Source organism: Streptomyces sp. NPDC058371 (assembly GCF_042723265.1).
In the GTDB taxonomy this organism is placed as follows: Bacteria; Actinomycetota; Actinomycetes; order Streptomycetales; family Streptomycetaceae; genus Streptomyces.
In genome coordinates, this window is record NZ_JBHXJC010000008.1 from 152,224 (window position 1) to 169,814 (window position 17,591).

A 17,591-nucleotide genomic window follows, 5' to 3' on the forward strand; every position below is an offset into this window, starting at 1 on the left:
GACGGACTCCGCTGTCCGCCACAGACACCCGCTCGGAGCCATGTCCCCGATGAGCCACGGGCGCCGCCCCTGTCTCCAGGCTGCGGCGGGCGGTATTACGAACGCCTTCTGCGCCGCGGCCAAGCCGGGCGAAGAGGCCTGCACGGCGCTGAGGGCGCCTCCTGTGGGGAGAGAGTCAACTCAGCTGCTGCTGACACTCGTTGAGCGTGAACTCTCCGAAATTGTCCGCGAGCTTCTCCATGAGCCCGCCTTCCAGAACCCCGGGGTTCCACGCGTACACCGGGTACTCGCCATCCTGGTCCCGCTGCGAGCTGTCGAGGACGACAACATCCCAGACGTCGTCGTGCATCAGCACCACCAGTGCACGCACCCGCAGCCGGCGCTCGGTCTTGTGGCCGTAGGCCATCTTCTTCAACCGCACGCGTCCGGCGGGCACTCGGGGCTGTCGGACCGGGGGTACGGACGAGCATGGCGGGCGAACCGATCGGCCGAAGTGGATCACTGGTACCCCGTAACCCGCCCCGCCCGTCACCGCCCCAGCCCCGCAATGACCGGTGCGAGAGGCCACTTGGACAAGGAAAACGCAACTTCGACATGGCCCGCAGAGGCAGCTACCTTCACCTGGTCTTCGGCGATCGCCCACGGTCGCGCAGGAGTTCGTTCAGGCTGAGCCACCCGCGGCGGGATGAGTTGGTCAGGCCCCACGAAGCCTCGCCCCCATGCGTAAGCCACCGAGCCGGATCCACACCAGGCACCCCCAACCAGGGAGAGACACATGCCCCATCTTGCTCTGTACACATTCGGCGTCCTGAAGTCACCTCTCGCCGATCCCGCACCTCTCACGCGCGAGTTCTACGACATCGGTGCGGCCGTCTACCGGAAGATCAGTCAGCACCCGGGATACCTCGCGCATGCCGAAGCGGCAGAAGGTGACCAGGGCGCGCTCTTCGAGGCGGACTGGGGTGCATGGGGAGAGTTCGCCGTACCGACCTGGTACGACAAGGGTCGTACGGTGGAAACCACCGCCCTGGCCGCGACCCTCTCACTCTGGACCGACCTGCGCCCGGCCTTCGACGCCATCTACACCGGTCTCCACCGTGAGGCGCTGAACAGGCGTTACGACTGGTTCGAGAGGACAGGCAACCCGAATTACGTGTTCTGGTGGGTCTCCGACGGCGTGATACCCACCTGGCAGGACGGGGTTTCCAGGCTGGAACACCTCCGCGACCACGGCTCCGCGCCGCACGCCTTCACCTTCCACCACTCGTTCACCCCGGACGGAACTCCGACCAGGCTCAAAGGCATCGGGCCGAAGAGCGACCAGGTTCACTGACCAGGAACTTTGCCCCACGACACCGCGCTCGACGGGTTATGTGACCTGTGGGGGGGGTGTCTCAGCCCCAAGGTGTCTCAGGCGGCGCAGCTGCTCCCATAGACGAGACGTGACGGGCGTCGCGGCCACGTGCCGCAGCGGCCGCTCAGAGGTGGCCGTCCAGGAACTTCCGTACCTCGGTGACGGTCATAGGCCCCGTGCCGTGCGCCACCGCCTCTCCCTCCTTCAGCAGGACGCAGGAGGGGGCTCCGGTGATCCCGTATCGCTCGGTTGCGGCCGGACAACGCGTGATGTCGGCGCGGACGGCCGTCAGGCGGCCCGTGTAGTCGTCGGCGATGCCACCCACGACGAGATCCATCACCCGGCAGGGCTCGATTGCCTTGGGCCATGTCCCGGTGAAGTATGCGAGGACCGGAACTCCGCTCATCCCGAGGATGAAATTGAACTCCGCGTCCTCACGGGGTCGGTGAACCCGATTCGCCATGGAAGCTCCTGACCTCACGTTTCGTCATTCCATCTCCATCATCCCTCGCGCGGTGTGCCAGGCCGGCCCGGTCGGTCGTCCGGTTGACCCGTCGGAAGGGAGGCACGGGGCGGTCGCAGAACCACGGTGGTCCCCGGCGCGAGCGGCCCGGCCCCCCGTTCCTGGTGACCCGGCCTGGCCGCCCGGCCGGTCACCCAGCTGCAGCCCGCCGCGCGCCCGTGGGTCAGCTCATGCCAGGACAGCGCCCCGACGGGCTTCCCGAGGCCTTGTCCGGTCTTCACGTCAACCCCCGGTCCCAGCCGGCCGATACCGCTCTTCCCCGGGGCCGCATGAGCCAGCTGATGGCACCGAGAACGAGGCACGATTCCTGGACCGCTCGCGGACGCGGTCGTGGACGCTCGAAGAACGCGTCAGCTGACCCGAAGACCGACCGCCAGCGTCAGTTCAAGGGCCCGGTGCGGCGATGCGAGATCCGGAAACAACTCCCGCAGCTGCGACATCCGGTACCGGACCGTCTGGGGATGGACGAACAACGCCGCCGCCACCTCGTCCCGCCTGCCCTGGTGCAGCAGCCACTCCCGCAACGTCTCCTCCAGCCGCCGTGCGGTCGCGACAGGCAAGGTCCGCAACGGTGCGAGGGCTCGGGCACGCAGGTCTGCGAACGCGTCCGCGTCGGCGCTCAGCACCAGCTCGGGCAGGTGGTCCTCGGTGTCGCGAATATCAGAGGAGAGGGAGCGTGCGCGTGCGGCTCGTGCGTACGAGGCGGACGCACGCGTCCATGGCCGGGCCGGGCCGACCACGGCGGTGCGGTCGGTCAGCTGCCGCAAGAGATGTGATCGATCGGCATCGGGGACGAGCAGCACACCGGTGGCGTCCGGCAGATCGTCGAGGACGAGGGTGCTCGGGTCGAGCGTGCGGTAGGCCGGCCGGGCCTGGGCGGCGGGCAGCAGGACCGCGGTCAGCGAAATCGGAGGCTGCCACCCGGCCCGTTGGACAGAGGCCAGCAGCACGTCCGGGCTCGCGCCGGCGAGGAGGTCGCGGGCCAGGTGTTCCAGGTGGCGCTCGTGGTCCCTGCCCCGGGCGGCCAGTTCGTCGGCGTGGCCCGCGGCGCTCGCGGCGGAGAGCTCGTCGATGTAGGCGAAGGTCAGCTCGGCGAACTTGGCGACCTCGGCGGCGGGCAGACCTGCGGGTACGGCACCCGCTGCCAGGCATCGCCAGGCCACGCGGGCGCCGACGCGGTAGGCGCTGAGCAGGGCGTCCATCGAACGGCCGTCGCGCACCTCGCCGCGGCCCAGCTCGTAGGCTGCGTCACCGGCGTCGCCGCCCGTGGCGTTCCCGCTCGCGAGGTCCAGGTAGTGCCCCAGGGCAGTGCGGACGGCTCGGCGGATGCTGGCGCCCATGCGGCCCGAAAGGGCGTTGGCGTAGGGAGGGACCTCGTCGATGATCGCCTGGACGACCTCGTCGGCGGTGGTCTTCAGTGCGGCCCGAAGTGCGGTGACCGTCGTCTCATCCAGGGCCAGTTCGCCGGCCCTCCGGATTGCATGGCTCATGTTTTGTTCCCTACGAACAATTCAGCCGCCCAGATTTACGTCCTACGGTCAGGACTTTACGCCTTGAGGCGCAGCAAGCTGGAGTCATGACGAGTACAGCCCTCCGCAGCAGGGCGTGGAAACTGCTGGAGATGGTCACGACGCCGCTGCTGCCGTCGGACTACCTCGACCTTGTCAGCCCGCTGCGTGCGGGCGCTGACCTGCGTGGGCGCATCGAGGCCGTGCACCCCGAGACGGGTGACGCCGCGACCATCGTGATCAGACCGGGACGGGGCTGGCGCGGCCACACAGCCGGTCAGTACGTGCGGATCGGGGTCGACGTCGACGGGGTGCGCCTGTGGCGTGCCTACTCCATCACCTCGCCGACAAACCGCCAGGACGGCCGCGTCACGATCACCGTGAAGGCGATCCCGGACGGCAAGGTCAGCAACCACCTGGTCCGCAGGGCCGAACCGGGCACGCTGATCCAGCTCGACCAGCCGACCGGTGACTTCGTGCTGCCGCAGACCAAGCCCGCCAAGGTGCTCTACCTGACGGCCGGCAGCGGCATCACGCCCGTGATGGGCATGCTGCGCGACATCGAGTTCGACGACGTCGTCATGGTCCACTGCGCGCCACAGCCACAAGACGTGATCTTCCGCAACGAACTGCACGACCTGGTCGCGGACAGGAAGCTGCGGCTCACCGAGGTGCACACCGACACAGCTGGCAAGCTCGACATCGCCCGTCTCGACGAACTCGTGCCCGACTGGGCCGAGCGCGAGACCTGGGCCTGCGGGCCCGCGGGCCTGCTCGACGCCGCCGAAGAGCACTGGACCGAGCACGGCGTGCAAGAGCGCCTGCACACCGAACGCTTCCGCCCCAGCATCGTCGTCGCCGGCGACGGTGGCGAGGTCACGTTCAGCGCCACCGGCAAGACCGTCGACGCGGACGGCGCCACGCCGTTGCTGGACATCGGTGAGGAGGCCGGCGTACTCATGCCCTCCGGGTGCCGCATGGGCATCTGCTTCGGCTGCGTCACGCCGCTCAAGGCGGGCGCCGTCCGTGACCTGCGCACCGGCGAGATCACCGAGGCCGAGCCGGGCGTCCTCATCCAGACCTGCGTGTCCGCCGCGGCGGGCCCCTGCGACATCGAACGGTAGGAGCACCTTGACCGCCACCGACCCCACCGCCCACCTGACCGCGGAGCAGATCGAGGAGCTGGGCCGCGAGCTGGACGCGATCCGCGACGAGGTGATCGCCGACCGCGGCGAGAAAGACGCCGCCTACATCCGCAAGGTCATCTCGGCGCAGCGCAAGCTCGAGCTGGTCAGCAGGGGCGTGCTGCTGTTCTCGATCTTCCCGCCCGCGTGGCTGCTCGGCACCGCCGGTCTGTCCGTGGCGAAGATCATGGACAACATGGAGATCGGCCACAACATCCTGCACGGCCAGTGGGACTGGATGCGAGACCCGAAGATCCACTCCACCACCTGGGAGTGGGATCACGTCTCGCCGTCCGAGCAGTGGAAGCACTCGCACAACGAGCTGCACCACACGTACACCAACGTGATCGGCAAGGACAACGACCTCGGCTACGGCATCATGCGCGTCGACGAGGACCAGAGGTGGCACCCGTTCCACCTCGGCCAGCCGCTGTGGAACTTCATCAACGCCTGCTTCTTCGAGTACGGCATCGCAGCGTACGACCTGGAGCTCGGCAAGAACCTGCACAAGCGCCGCCGCAAGAACCCGGAGTTCCGCGCGCGGGCCAAGGCCGTGGGCCGCAAGATCCGCAAGCAGGTCCTCAAGGACTACGTGATCCACCCGCTGCTGTCGGGCCCGTCGTTCCTCACCACACTCGCCGCCACGTTCACCGCGAACCTGGTCCGCAACATCTGGACCCACTCGGTGATCATGTGCGGGCACTTCCCCGAGGGCGTGCAGGTCTTCGAGCGCCGGTCGATCAAGGGCGAGACGCACGGCCAGTGGTACCTGCGCCAGATGATGGGCTCGGCGAACATCAGCGGCAGCAGGGCCATGCACTTCATGACCGGCAACCTGTCGCACCAGATCGAGCACCACCTGTTCCCGGACCTGCCGAGCAACCGGTACGCCGAGGTCGCGGTGAAGGTGCGCGCACTGTTCGAGAAGTACGAGCTGGAGTACGTCACCGGCCCGCTGCCCAAGCAGGTGTTCTCCGCGTGGCACAAGGTCTTCCGGCTCTCGCTGCCGAACAAGAAGCCCAAGCTCAACACACCGGACCCCGAGCAGGAGCTCGTCGCGGCCTGATCCCGGTACTGGTTCAGATCTTTCGGCCGTACCGGCGACACCGCCGGGTTCGGTGAGATCCGTTGCGGACTTCGGATACCGCCAGGCACGTCCGCCTCGCGGCCCGTTGACCACCACCGCCGGATAGCCGGCCCAGAGTTCGGCGTCCTGCTCGGTCGCCGACTCGATGAGCGGGGTTGCTTCCGCGGGCAGGGCCACGCAGCCGTCGTCATCGACGTCGCCGGAGAGAAAACGCTCCGAGCCCGAGAGGCGGCACACGTACGACGTGTCGTGATCCCCCACGGACAGCAAGGGCGTCTCGGTGTCGTCGGACAGGACGCACTCGCGGCAGTAGTCCAGGAGGCTGGTCCAAGTCGGCCGGGAACCAGCGGACTTGGGGGCTGGAGAATGTGCCTGCTCCTCAAGTCGAGCCGCCGGGCGGCCGCTCAGCGGTACGAGGAGCGGGGCAGCGCCGAGCGGGCGGTCGGCGAGGATGATGCGGTCGTCGACACCGTGCGCGGAATGCACCGGCACCTGGCGGCCGCCCTGCCCCCTCATGCCGGCGTCGCAGGTGCAGCATCCGGCGCCGTCGCCTTCTTCGCCAGATAGTCGCGGCCCCGCTCTCCTCCGGGAGGGCGGGGCCGCTTCGTCATGTCCGAACCAGCTGCCCCCGCTCTCTCGCTACCGGGTCGGCGTACCGTGTCGGCGTGGCAAACGACGGGCGGCCCAAGACTTACGAGATCACGGCGCCGAACGGCCCTGGCGCGACCGTCGGGGTGCACCCGGATCCGTGCAAGCGTCTGCCGACACCGACGTATCCAGCCGCCGGCACCGGCGCGTGCCGATCGCGCCGGTAGTGGGAAGCCTCGCACTGCACCCCGGCAAGCTCTGCGCGCGAGGGACGGGTGGCCCCCGGTCGACCCCGCGTGGGTCGGGGCCGACCCACGTACGCATAGACGTTGAGCAATTGGCCACCGACGACCGCGACTGAATGTTCATCGGGCAGGTAACACCCTGTAGCCGTTAGCCAGTGGCGTCATAGCAACAGGCTGGGGTTGCCGGAAGCGCTGGGCCGTCGCAAGGATCACAGGCATGGATGATCAGCCCGACCAAGTCGTGGCCCTAGCTGAGATCGTGGACGCCGGGCGGGTGCTGCTTGCCCGCCGTGCGGTCGCCGAGGGCACCCTCGCGTGGGTCTTCCCAGGCGATGCCGAAGAAGCGGTGACGCGTCTCACCTGCAGCTTGACCCGAGAAGCGGACATGTCCATCGGTATCGATCCCGCTGGACCCCGGTCAACTAGGTCGCCAAGGAGCTCGGGTCAACACCGAGTCCGATCCGACCTTCCGGAGATGTCCACACGTCGGGGGCAAACCCCGCCCCTCGGCTACTCCTCGGCGCCCTCCGGCTTCTTCCCGGCGGAAGCCAGGGTTCCGCCGAGGAGGGTCGTGCCCAGGGGCCATGAGTGCATGTGCACCGGAAGGGTCACGCAGTGCCTCCCGACGCGCAGGAGCAGGCCCCTGTCCACCAGGTCGTACGCGGCGGCGGCGCGCAGCGGGTCCCGGGTCAGCCCGGCCCATGCGCATCCCTCCAGTCCTCGGCGGAAAACATCCATCAGGACGGGGTCGTCCAGGACGATCCGGCTCTCGGATTCGGGGCGCTGATCGACGACAGACAGGAACGCCGGACCCTTGCGGAAGTAGAGGAGGCCGAACTGCCGGGCGGACCGCCACCGGCCGACGGGAAGAGGCCCCTTCTCCCGTACGGTGATCCGGTCGGGGGCGGGCAGGTGGTCGAGGCGCGGGATCAGGTCGAGCTGTTCCGGGCCCAGGGCCAGTGACCAGGTGATCCGGGCCCCGATCGAGGAGCACTCGCGAATCAGCGCGATGAGCCGCACAATCGCGTGACCGGCGAGGGCCGAGAAGTCCGCCGGATCCGCCAGCCGCACCTCGGCGACGGGCACCCGGGCCAGCAGCGCCGCCAGCTCGGCGGCCGCCGGGAGTTCGGCCTCACCAGGGCCGAGGGCGAGTGTCGCAGTCGCCGGCCGGCAACCGGGCGAGGCGCCGCCCTCGCCGGAACCCGCCGCCCGTGCCCTGAGTTCACCGATGTCCATCAGCATGCTCACCACGACGCCGCGACCTCCTTGCCGTTGATCAGCTTGCGTCGGTACGGGTCGACCCCGAGTGCGACGCTCACGAAGCGCCCCTCGTCCTCGAAGGCCAGGCCCCGGTCGACGAAGTAGCGGAGCATCTTCTCGACGTCCTCGTCCCCGACGGTGTGTCCGCCCTCGGCGAGCCGTCGGCGTATGCCCTCGCGGCCGGCCGCCTGGAACATGCCGAGATACACGTTGCTGTGGAGGTCGTCCAGCTCGATAACTTCCTCCGGCCAGCTGGCGCGGCGGTCTTCGATGACCACCCGGCCTTGGTCATCGACGCGATAGGAGAGGGTGCTCTGCGGGTATGCCTTGGCCCAGTCCTCGCACGCCTGCTTCATCTCGTCCTCGATGGGACCCGAGATTCCCTGGACGCTGGTGTCGAAGAAGAAGACCATGTCGTACAGCTGATCCCGTGGGACCTGGTAGATGAAGTCGTATATCTCCGACGGGCGGCGGAACATGAACCCTTGAGCGGGATCTTCGAAGTAGGGGCTGAACCGCTCGAGCGCTATGCGCCAGGCCCCGCTCGGCGGCTCCAGATGCTCGAGTGTGGCCATCTTCCTGAGCAGCCTGCGGTATTCGTTCTCGGTCTCGCCGGGGAAACCGTAGAGGATGCTCCACGTCACGTTGAGACCGAGATCCTGCCCGTCACGCAGCATCCGCACGTTGTGCGCGGCGCTGACGCCCTTGTCCATGAGGCGTAGCACGTGGCTGCTCAGACTCTCGATACCGGGCTGCACGAACAGGACGTTCGCCTCTTTCAGTCTGCTCAACTGTTCCCGGTTCATGTTGGACTTGATCTCGTAGTGGATTCTCAGATCGCAGTCGAGGGCAGCCAACTCAGGCATGGCCGTGCCGAGATACTTCATGTCGAGAATGTTGTCCACCATGACGAGGTCGAGGACCTGGTAACGCTGGGCGAGATCCCTGACTTCCTGGGCGATGCGCTCAGGGGCCTTGCTCCGGAAATCGATGTTCGATCCGTTCAGGCCGCAGAACGTGCACTGATGGGCTTCCCCCCACCAGCAGCCGCGGGAGGTTTCCAGCACCAGCATCGGCTGGACGTGGTGACGGACGGGTGACGTTTCGAGTGCCTGGAAGTAGCTGTCGTAGTCGGGTGCGGGCACCATGGCGAACGGCAGTGCCGTCTTGGCCGGCGGATTCACAACCGTCTGCCCGTCACTCCCTCTCCAGCTGAGCCCCGGAACGCCGGCAAGGGGCTCACTATGGTCGATGCAGTTCAGCAACGCGGGCAGTGCCCGCTCGCCTTCGCCGCTCACCACGAAATCGAGTTGCTCGAAATGCCGGTGCAGGGCGGGACCTTGGACTCCGTCGCAGTTGCTGCCACCGAGTACGGTGAGGATGCCCGGCACGAGTTTCTTCAGCTCCCGGGCCATCGCGAGGGACGGCACGTTCTGCATGAAGGTGCTCGTGAACCCGACCACGTCGGGTGGATCGGCGGCGATCTCGGCCGCCAGAGACCGGATGAACCCCCGGGCGTGTTTCTGCATCGCGACGGGAAGCGTCGGGTCTATGCCCCGCTGCTCGAGGAACTCGGAGTACTCGTCGGCCTGGTAGCTGTCGACGTCATACAGCGCCGGCGTGAACACCCAGTCGCCCACACCGTGGAAGACCTGATCCGCGACATTGCCGTAGTCCGCCGTTGTGATGGAGCCGTTGCTCTCCCGCATCAGGTGTTCGGCCCATCGGAGGTTGATGTACAACTCGTCGACATCCCAGTCGCCGGCATTCTTGCGGACGCACTGCCCCAGAACGCCCAGTGCGCTGGATGGGGTATCGAGCCCTTGCCACGGCATGGCGATCAAGAGGAGTTTCACAGGTTGCCTACCCAGGATTCGGTGTCGGACGACGGGAACGGGATGTGGCCGAGCGGCGGACGGGTATGTGCGGGCCGCGCATATCACGACCACTGCGTGCGGTCCGTCCGGCCGAGCGCCGTGAGCAGCGCCTCGTGTGCCTCGGCCTCGCCCACTGAGATCCGCACTCCGTGTGCCGGACAGGCGCGGACCTTGACCCCCGCCGTGGCCGCAGCCCGCGCGAAGTGCTCGGCGGCCGAGGCGAGCGGGAGCCAGACGAAGTTGCCCCGGGAGGGCAGGACGGGCAGCCCCAGTTCCTCAAGGCCTGCCGTGAGTTCCTCTCGTGCCGCGGCCACTGCGGCCAGCCGCCCGTACAGTTCGGCCGCGCTGCGCAGGGACCGGATGGCTGCTTGTTCGGCCATATGCGTCACGCCGAACGGCAGTGCTGTCTTTCGGACGGCGGCCATGACCTGGCGCGGCCCGACTGCGTAGCCCACCCGCAGGCCGGCCAGCCCGTACGCCTTGGAGAAGGTTCGCAGCACCACCGTGTTGCCGTGGTCGCGCAGCACCTCCGGCAGACCTGGCGGGTCGCCGCCCCGGTCGAACTCCACGTATGCCTCGTCGAGGACTGCGACCACGTGGTCCGGCAGTGCATCCAGGAAACCGTGCAGTTGCTCGTGGTCGATGACGGTTCCAGTGGGGTTGTGCGGGGAGCACAGGATCACCACCCTGGTTCGCGGGCTCACGCGTTCGCGGAACGCGTCGAGGTCGTGACCGCCGGACGCGGTCAGCGGCAGGTGGACGCCGACGGCACCGCACATGGCAACCAGCAGCGGATAGGCATCGAATCCAGGCCATGCGTAGAGGACTTCGTCACCTTCGCCGCACAGGGCGAGGAGGATCTGTTGGAGCACGCCCGCGCTCCCGGGGCCGACAGCCACCTTGTCCGCGTGGACGCACACGTGGCCGGCGATCTCCCCCGTCAGAGTCCGTGCGGTCGGGTCGGGGTAGCGGGCGAGCCGTGCGAAGCCCTCCTCGATGACGGGCAGCACAGTGGGCAGCGGGGGCAGAGTCAGTTCGTTGCTGGACAGATCGAAGGCGACGGCCGCGTTCGTTCCGGCGCTGGACGGTTCGGTGCCCCGGTAGGCCGTTATGTTCCGTAGCGTGCCGCGTTCCACGAATCTCACGTTCACCGCTGAACGCTCCTCTCACGGAGGCATCGGTCGGCCGGCTTCACGCAGTCCTCGCCGCCCGCGACACGCTCAGCGCGAGCAACTCGTAGAGCATGTCGTGGACCGGGGCGGCCAGGCCCGCCCGGCCGGCGAGGCGGACCGCGGCGCCGGTCCAGGCCTCGAGTTCCGACGGCCGGCCTTCGAGGATGTCCCGTTGCAGCGAAGAGGTGACGTCGGGCGGCTGCAGGTCCATGCGGGCGGTTGCCGCGTCCACGGCGTCATCCGGGAGTGCGATGCCCAGCGCCACGCCGGTCTCGTACATCTCCCGCATGCCGGCGATGAGTATCTTCCGGGTGCCGGCGCGCGACCGGAGCTCGCCGACGGTAGCCCCGCAGGCGGCACCAAGACTGCCGATCGGCACCACCAGCAGGAACTTCGCCCACAGGTCGGCCCAGATGTCGCTCGGCTCGGGGGCCGCCACCGAGGCGTTGCGCAGCGCCTCGCGCAGCCGCTTCACGCGGGGGGACGCGCTGCCGTCCCACTCCGCGAAGCCCAGGGCACCGGGGGGACCCATGTGCCTGATCTCGCCGGGACCGGCCGTCGTGGCCACGATCCTGACGGTACCGGGAAGCACCCGGTCGCGGCCGATGGCGGCGGCAACCTGCGCGGGGGCCTCCACTCCGTTCTGCAACGTGACCACGGCGGTGTCCTCGCCGAGCATCGGGAACAGTGCGTCGACGGCCGCCGGCAGCTGCGGCGTCTTGACACAGAGCAGTACGAAATCGACCTCGCCGATGTCCTTCGGGTCGCCCGACGTCCGCACCTGGGGCACCGACCAGTCGTGCTCGCCGCCAGTGACGCGCAGCCCGCTCCGCCTGAGCGCGGCGAGGGCCTCGCCGCGGGCCAGGAACTGCACATCGCACCCGGCGGCGGCGAGCCGCCCGCCGAGGTACCCGCCCACTCCGCCGACGCCCAGCACAGCAATGCTGGGCCCGCCCGGTTCTCGCGTCGCCGTCATCGGGTCAACCGCTCTCGCACTCGGATGGGGAGGGACTCCAGACCCCGGCTGAGTGAGCTGTCGGCGAGCCAGGTGACCTCCTCCTCGGGCACCGCGAGTTCGAACCCCGGTAGTCGGCGCAGCAGTGAGGAGAAGGCGATCTCGCCCTGGAGCCGGGCGAGGGGAGCGCCGATGCAGAAGTGCGTACCGTGCCCGAAGGAGAGATGGCGGTTCGGGGAGCGGGTGATGTCGAAGCGTTCCGGGTCGTCGTACACCTCGGGGTCGTGGCCGGCGCCGGACAGGGACAGGTGGACGAAGCTTCCCTTGGGTATCTCCGCTCCCCCGAGTTGCATGTCCTCCGCCGCGACCCGCAGCGAGGCCCAGGCGGCCGATCCCTCGTAGCGCAGGATTTCCTCGATCGCCGCGGGAATCAGCTCGGGGTTTGTGCGGAGCATGCCTAGTTGCTCGGGGTGCCGGAGCAGCAGCAGTGTTCCGTTCGCGACCATGTTGGCCACCGTCTTGTGGCCGGCGATGATGAGCAGAAGGAGCGAGGAGAGCAGATCCTTCTCGCTGTACATGCCGGCGTCCCGGGCCCTGATGAGTTCGCTCAGCAGGTCGTTCCGTGGATCGCCGCGCCGCTCGGCCACCAGCCGGGTGAAATACTCGGTGAACTCCTGACTCGCTGCCTTGAGTTCCGCCTCGGCGTGCTGCAGCGGATCCTGGCTGAGGATGTAACTCCAGTGCAGGAACAGCGGCCTGTCCTCGACGGGTATCCCGAGGTACTCGCAGATGACAGTGAGCGGAAGCGGCAGGGCGAACGCGGTCAGCAGGTCGATGTCACCGGACTGCGGGAAGGCGTCGATGAGTTCGTCGACGATGTCCTGGATGCGGGGGCGGAGCCGGGCGACCGCGCTGGGCAGGAAGGCCGAGCTGATCGGCTTCTTGAGGCGGGTGTGCTTGGGCGGGTCAGCGAACCCCAGATTTCCGACCACGAGGAGGCTGTTGGCCACCGCCTTGTCCCGGTACGGGGCGGGCAGGTTCTCGACTTGCTTGGACAGGCGCGAGTCACCGAGCGCCTCCTCGACGACCTTGTTCCCGAGCACCGCGTACGCCTCGGCACCGGGGGGAACGTCGATGCGATGGACCGGACACTTGGCCCTGAGATCTGCGGTGACGGCGTGCGGGTTCGGTCCAGGATGAGTGAAGAATTCCGAGGGAAGAACGTCAGACATCACGCCTCCCTGACTCGTGCCGCTCCGCTGCCGCCCGCAACCGCCGGCACGATCCAGATGATGTCGTCGTCTGCCACTTTCGTTTCGAGGTCGTCGAGACATCGAATGTCGCTGTCATTGCGATAGACGTTGACGTATCGTTTCACCGATCCATCCTGGTCCATGAGCCGATCTTGCACACCGGGGCATGCTCGCTCGAGGGCGGCAAGCACCTCTCGGACGGTTTCGCCCTCGACGGGCAACTGCCGCCGACCGCCAGTCAGCACGTGAAATGCCGCGGGAAGCTTGATGGATACGACAGGCGCAGGGTGCTTACCGACGGTTTGCGAGACGATCTCAGGCATGTGCCATCACTCCTTGGGTTCGCTATTTTCCCTTGGACGGCTCGTCATTCTTTGAACTGGCCTGCGATGCTGAATTCATCGCGAATGTCCGGCGGAATGCGAATATCAAGCATTTCGCACCGCTCAGGACCGGGCCGCCAACCCGCCACGCGATGCTCGAGAAGGCCACCGATCGCACGGATGTACCAGATCAGATTGACCGGCCAGGACGACTGACGGAAGAGATACTCATCCATCCGCGTCGGATTCTCGCTGAGCTCCTGAAACCGCTCGTGCGGCGGTCCGATCTCGTGCCAGTTCGGGTGCGAGTGCACGGATCCCAGCAGATCCAGGCCCTTCGCGGACTGTCGCTGAATCGCCTGGAGTACACCCTTGTCGTCGCTCCAGAACCCTCGTCCCGGATTCCGGTACACCTCGCCGAACTGGGGGGCGATAGCCGTCTCGAATTCGGCCATCACACTCTCGTCCTGGTCGCGGACGTTCTGTACGAATTCGAGGTCACTGATTGCGATCTCAGAGCCGCCCAACCGCCCGAACAGTAGTCCCGACGCACGGGGGAGATAAGTGGGAACCGCGTCCGCGTCACGGCTGTTCAGGCACTTCAGGCACTCCTGTACGGCGTTGTCGACGAAGCGCCTGAGGGGTTCGCTTTCGAAACGCGCGACCCTCGGCAGATGGGCAGTCACGCGCCGAGCATTCTCCATGCTTGTCAGTTGTGACTCACCTCCGATTTCTCGCTCGACCCATATGATGCCAACCGGTGGTAGAGGAGCAGGCCAAACTACAACCAACGATGCATCGGGCGCGCAATGCGACTGACCGGGGCCGGCCCCTAGTTATGATGTGCCCATGCATCTCTCGTCATTTCTGTGCTGCTGGCGCTCCTCATAGGAGCGGCCGCCTCTGATGCATGACAGGGCCGTTCGGACGGATGGACGGGCCCGACGCGTCCCCTGGACCAGGGATCGGGCCATCCTCACGGCGGCATCGACCCCCAGGAGATTCTGTGAACACCGCATCCCAGACCATGTCAACCGACGCCACCAGCTCCGGCACCCCTGGCGACACGCTCGGCCTGTCCGCCGTACAGGCCCGCAACGCGCTGCTGGAGGAGCAGATCCTCAAGAACCCCAAACAGTTCCGGGTGCTGACGGGCGACCGGCCCACCGGTCGCCTGCACCTGGGGCACTACTTCGGCACGCTGCACAACCGCGTGCGTCTGCAGAACCTTGGCGTGGAGATGTTCGTGATCATCGCGGACTACCAGGTCCTGACCGATCGTGACGTGGCGGACAACCTGACCGAGCACGTGGAGAACCTGGTACTGGACTACCTTGCCGTCGGCGTGGACCCGGCCCGCAGCACGATTTTCACGCACAGTGCCGTGCCTGCCCTCAACCAGTTGATGCTGCCCTTCCTCAGCCTCGTCTCCGTCTCCGAGTTGAACCGCAACCCCACGGTCAAGGACGAGATCGCCCACTCACGCCAATCGGCTGTCAGCGGGCTGATGTTCACCTATCCCGTTCACCAAGCCGCCGACATCCTCTTCTGCAAGGGCAATCTGGTCCCGGTCGGCCAGGACCAGCTCCCGCACCTGGAGATCACGCGCACCATCGCCCGCCGCTTCAACGACCGCTACGGCAACAGCACCGCCGTCTTCCCCGAGCCCGACGCCCTGCTGTCGAGCGCACCGCTGCTGCTGGGCACGGACGGCACCAAGATGAGCAAGAGCCGCGGGAATGCCATCCTGCTGTCCGCCGACGCTGACGAGACGGCCCGTCTGCTCAAGGGGGCCAAGACCGACGCCGAGCGCCACATCACCTACGATCCGGCCAACCGCCCGGAGGTGTCGTCGCTCCTCCTTCTGGCTGCGCTCTGCCAGAACCGGCCCCCCGAGGCGGTGGCCGCCGAAATCGGCTCCGCCGGGGCCGCCGCGCTGAAGAGGACGGTAACCGAGTCCGTCAACGAGTACCTGGCCCCGATCAGGGCCCTGCGGGCCGAATACGCGGAGGACCGCGGTTACCTCCGCCAGACGCTTCGTGAGGGCAATGAGCGGGCCCGGGCGGTCGCCGACGCCACGCTCGCCGAGGTACGTGCTGCCATGAACAGCGTCTACTGAGGTACTGGCCGGTGAGACACCGCTGCCGCTTCCGTTGCGGAAGCGGTGTCTCACCAGGTGGTTCCTGCCGCCCACCGGGGCAGTTGCTCGCGATCAGGATGAGGACCTCCATGCACCCTTGGATGCAGTCGCGGCCCGGGACGACACCATCCTCGTAATCTGACGCCGTGACAGTGACCTCCGGCAGAGTTCTCTCCCCTGCGTCGCGGCCTGGTGTCCCGCTGCGCCACTGGCCCCGCTACGTGCGTCTGAGCCTGGTCGAGGCCCGGCCTGTCGTCCAGATCGTGTTCCTCATGCGGTTCGCGGTGGGCGCCGCCTTCTTTGCTCAAAAAACGGTGGACGCACCGCAGTTGGCCGCCGGGGTCCTCGCATGGTGGCTGGCCGTGGTGACCGCCTACCTGGTCAACGGTGTGCTGGACGTCAAGGAGGACCGCGCCAACGGGTCCACCCGTCCGATCGCGCGGGGTGATCTGCCGGAGCGGACAGCCGCTTTCCTCACCGCGGCCGCGGCCGCGGGGTCCCTTCTGCTGTCGCTGTTCGTCCCTGGACTCACCGTGTGGGTGGCGCTGTTCCTGCTGCTGGGCTGGCTCTATTCGACACCGCCGTTTCCCGCAAAGCGCTGGAGCAGCACCTGTGCGGTGACGGTGTTCGGTCTCGGATGGACCTCGTTCGCGGCCGGTGCCACCTCCGTGGGAGGCGAACTGAGCCCGGCCGGCCTGGTCTTCGCCGCAGCGATGAGCGCCTGGATGGCCCTGGTGGGCGCGGTCGTCAAGGACCTCGGCGACGTCGAAGGGGACGCCATCGGCGGGCGCCGCACCGTGGCCGTGCGGTACGGCGCCGGCCGAGCCCGCGCGGTGGCGGTGGCGGGGTCGCTGTTCGTCGGCATCGGCGCGGTGCTGGCGGCACTGACCTGGGCCCCGCTGACGCTGGCCGGAACCGTTCCCCTGACGTTCGGAGCAGTATGCGTGGTGGCGCAGATCGTCCGCACGGCCAGGGTCGCCGACGGGGACAAAAGGACCAGGCGCAGCGCGTACCGAGTGTTCATGCGCACCCAGTACGCGGCGAACATCATCATGATGCTCGCGCTGGTGTTGCACGGGCCTGCGTGACATCCGCCCATGTGCCGGTGATGAGGGGGCTTCTTGAAGTTTTCCAAGTTCCTCAACAGATGCGAGTCAGTAGCGTCCGAAGGCCTTGTTGACGGCGTCGATACGGGACACGGCGTCCAGTTTTCCGTAGATGTTGTTGAGGTGCCGCTTCACGGTCGCTGTCGTTATGCCGAGCTGCCGGGCTATCTGGCTGTTGGTCATCGCCTTCGCGACCCTCTCGAGCACTTCCTTCTCACGCCTGGACAACGCCACGCAGGCGGCGTGCGCTGATGCCGTCTCCGAGGTGCCCCCTGCTGCGTCCTCGATCGGCAGAGTCTCGGACGCCCGGGCGGAGGCTCCGCCGTAGCCAACTGCGCCCGCATAGAGTCGGCTTCCGGAACTGGAGCGGAACGCGGCACTGATCAGCAGCAACGCGGATGTCCGTCGCGAGGGTGCCTCGTGCTGCACAGCGGAGCGGATGGTCGGCTGCATGGCTTTCCACAGGACCTCCACCGCGCGGACCGACTCGGCCACTGCGATTCCCTGGTTGGCGCGGTCGGCTCCCACGAGGTGTGAGTACTGCCAGACTTTGGCCGGCTCCAGCGGTTGGTCCCCGTTCAGCGTCGCAACGCAGTCCTCGACGATCGCCTGCGCCTGGTCGCGGCACTTCGGCCAGGCATCCTTGCGCGTCACCAAGGGACTGCGGACTGTTCTCAGCGCCGTCTCATAGGAGCGGATGACGTTTGGAGTCGCGGTGCGCAGGAACTGCGCCGCAGTCGGGTAACGCAAGAGCCCCCCTGCTACAGCCTTATCGAACGCGCCGGATGTACGGATCGACGCCACCCCTCAGCACGCGGGCGACCAGGACATCGCGACCGCCAGCAGGGTAACCGCCCTGCCCCCGCGGCCCGTAGCCGTGTGCCCGACTTTGAATAACCTTGACGTTCGACTGTGTGTCAGATCTACCTCGAGTCCTCATCGGACCGGGATGACCCAGACCGCGGTGCCGATCGGACCGGCGACGATTCGGACGTGTAGGGCCAACCAGTTGTCCT

Annotated in this window: 17 protein-coding genes; 6 read left to right on the forward strand and 11 right to left on the reverse strand. The window is 67.5% G+C overall.

Translation table 11 applies throughout. The features are described 5' to 3' along the window. Positions 1-175: 175 nt before the first annotated feature. Positions 176-421: a hypothetical protein gene (locus ACFWM2_RS23750; RefSeq protein WP_383283288.1), complete on the reverse strand. Its 246-nt coding sequence runs from the start codon at positions 419-421 to the stop codon at positions 176-178. A 354-nt stretch (positions 422-775) separates the two neighbouring features. Between ACFWM2_RS23750 and ACFWM2_RS23755 the strand changes: the two genes are divergently transcribed. After that, positions 776-1,333 carry a DUF3291 domain-containing protein gene (locus ACFWM2_RS23755; RefSeq protein ID WP_383283291.1) on the forward strand — a complete coding sequence of 186 codons (558 nt, stop codon included), beginning with the start codon at positions 776-778 and terminating at the stop codon, positions 1,331-1,333. A 145-nt stretch (positions 1,334-1,478) separates the two neighbouring features. Here the strand turns inward: ACFWM2_RS23755 and ACFWM2_RS23760 are convergent, their stop codons facing one another. Further along, positions 1,479-1,817, reverse strand: a complete 339-nt coding sequence (locus ACFWM2_RS23760) for a thioredoxin family protein (protein WP_383283294.1) — start codon at positions 1,815-1,817, stop codon at positions 1,479-1,481. Positions 1,818-2,227: 410 nt separating this feature from the next. Further along, complete coding sequence (locus ACFWM2_RS23765; RefSeq protein ID WP_383283297.1) at positions 2,228-3,367, reverse strand: helix-turn-helix domain-containing protein; 1,140 nt, start codon at positions 3,365-3,367, stop codon at positions 2,228-2,230. 86 nt (positions 3,368-3,453) lie between these two features. On the opposite strand from ACFWM2_RS23765, the gene ACFWM2_RS23770 reads away from it, so the two are divergent. From ACFWM2_RS23770 to ACFWM2_RS23780, 3 genes are all read left to right on the forward strand, one after another. After that, positions 3,454-4,509, forward strand: coding sequence for a ferredoxin reductase (locus tag ACFWM2_RS23770; RefSeq protein WP_383283300.1), 1,056 nt, complete (start codon positions 3,454-3,456; stop codon positions 4,507-4,509). A 7-nt stretch (positions 4,510-4,516) separates the two neighbouring features. Next, entirely contained in the window at positions 4,517-5,635 is a 1,119-nt protein-coding gene (locus tag ACFWM2_RS23775; RefSeq protein WP_383283302.1) for a fatty acid desaturase family protein, read from the forward strand. Between the two features lie 387 nt (positions 5,636-6,022). Then, a complete protein-coding gene (locus tag ACFWM2_RS23780) occupies positions 6,023-6,223 on the forward strand; it encodes a hypothetical protein (protein ID WP_383283305.1) in 201 nt (66 codons plus the stop codon). A 776-nt stretch (positions 6,224-6,999) separates the two neighbouring features. On the opposite strand, the gene ACFWM2_RS23785 is transcribed toward ACFWM2_RS23780, so the two are convergent. The 7 genes from ACFWM2_RS23785 to ACFWM2_RS23815 all read right to left on the reverse strand — a co-directional run bounded on the left by ACFWM2_RS23785 (position 7,000) and on the right by ACFWM2_RS23815 (position 14,015). Then, positions 7,000-7,731, reverse strand: coding sequence for a DUF5825 family protein (locus ACFWM2_RS23785; protein WP_383283729.1), 732 nt, complete (start codon positions 7,729-7,731; stop codon positions 7,000-7,002). Positions 7,732-7,733: 2 nt separating this feature from the next. Next, the gene (locus ACFWM2_RS23790; protein WP_383283731.1) at positions 7,734-9,584 is read right to left on the reverse strand and encodes a RiPP maturation radical SAM C-methyltransferase; all 1,851 of its coding nucleotides are present in this window, start codon (positions 9,582-9,584) and stop codon (positions 7,734-7,736) included. A 104-nt stretch (positions 9,585-9,688) separates the two neighbouring features. Beyond that, complete coding sequence (locus tag ACFWM2_RS23795; protein ID WP_383283308.1) at positions 9,689-10,777, reverse strand: histidinol-phosphate transaminase; 1,089 nt, start codon at positions 10,775-10,777, stop codon at positions 9,689-9,691. Between the two features lie 40 nt (positions 10,778-10,817). Further along, the gene (locus tag ACFWM2_RS23800; RefSeq protein ID WP_383283311.1) at positions 10,818-11,774 is read right to left on the reverse strand and encodes a 2-dehydropantoate 2-reductase; all 957 of its coding nucleotides are present in this window, start codon (positions 11,772-11,774) and stop codon (positions 10,818-10,820) included. Continuing rightward, positions 11,771-12,985, reverse strand: coding sequence for a cytochrome P450 (locus ACFWM2_RS23805; protein WP_383283313.1), 1,215 nt, complete (start codon positions 12,983-12,985; stop codon positions 11,771-11,773). Before ACFWM2_RS23805 ends, ACFWM2_RS23800 begins: the two co-directional genes overlap by 4 nt. Continuing rightward, on the reverse strand, positions 12,985-13,329 hold the full coding sequence (locus ACFWM2_RS23810; RefSeq protein WP_383283316.1) for a ubiquitin-like small modifier protein 1: 345 nt from the start codon (positions 13,327-13,329) through the stop codon (positions 12,985-12,987). Before ACFWM2_RS23810 ends, ACFWM2_RS23805 begins: the two co-directional genes overlap by 1 nt. Before the next feature lie 44 nt (positions 13,330-13,373). Continuing rightward, complete coding sequence (locus ACFWM2_RS23815) at positions 13,374-14,015, reverse strand: hypothetical protein (RefSeq protein WP_383283319.1); 642 nt, start codon at positions 14,013-14,015, stop codon at positions 13,374-13,376. A gap of 341 nt (positions 14,016-14,356) precedes the next feature. Between ACFWM2_RS23815 and trpS the strand changes: the two genes are divergently transcribed. Beyond that, positions 14,357-15,448, forward strand: a complete 1,092-nt coding sequence (gene trpS, locus ACFWM2_RS23820) for a tryptophan--tRNA ligase (protein WP_383283734.1) — start codon at positions 14,357-14,359, stop codon at positions 15,446-15,448. A gap of 167 nt (positions 15,449-15,615) precedes the next feature. After that, positions 15,616-16,557 carry a UbiA prenyltransferase family protein gene (locus tag ACFWM2_RS23825; RefSeq protein ID WP_383283322.1) on the forward strand — a complete coding sequence of 314 codons (942 nt, stop codon included), beginning with the start codon at positions 15,616-15,618 and terminating at the stop codon, positions 16,555-16,557. A 66-nt stretch (positions 16,558-16,623) separates the two neighbouring features. Here the strand turns inward: ACFWM2_RS23825 and ACFWM2_RS23830 are convergent, their stop codons facing one another. Beyond that, positions 16,624-17,325 carry a response regulator transcription factor gene (locus ACFWM2_RS23830; RefSeq protein ID WP_383283325.1) on the reverse strand — a complete coding sequence of 234 codons (702 nt, stop codon included), beginning with the start codon at positions 17,323-17,325 and terminating at the stop codon, positions 16,624-16,626. Between the last annotated feature and the right edge of the window lie 266 nt (positions 17,326-17,591).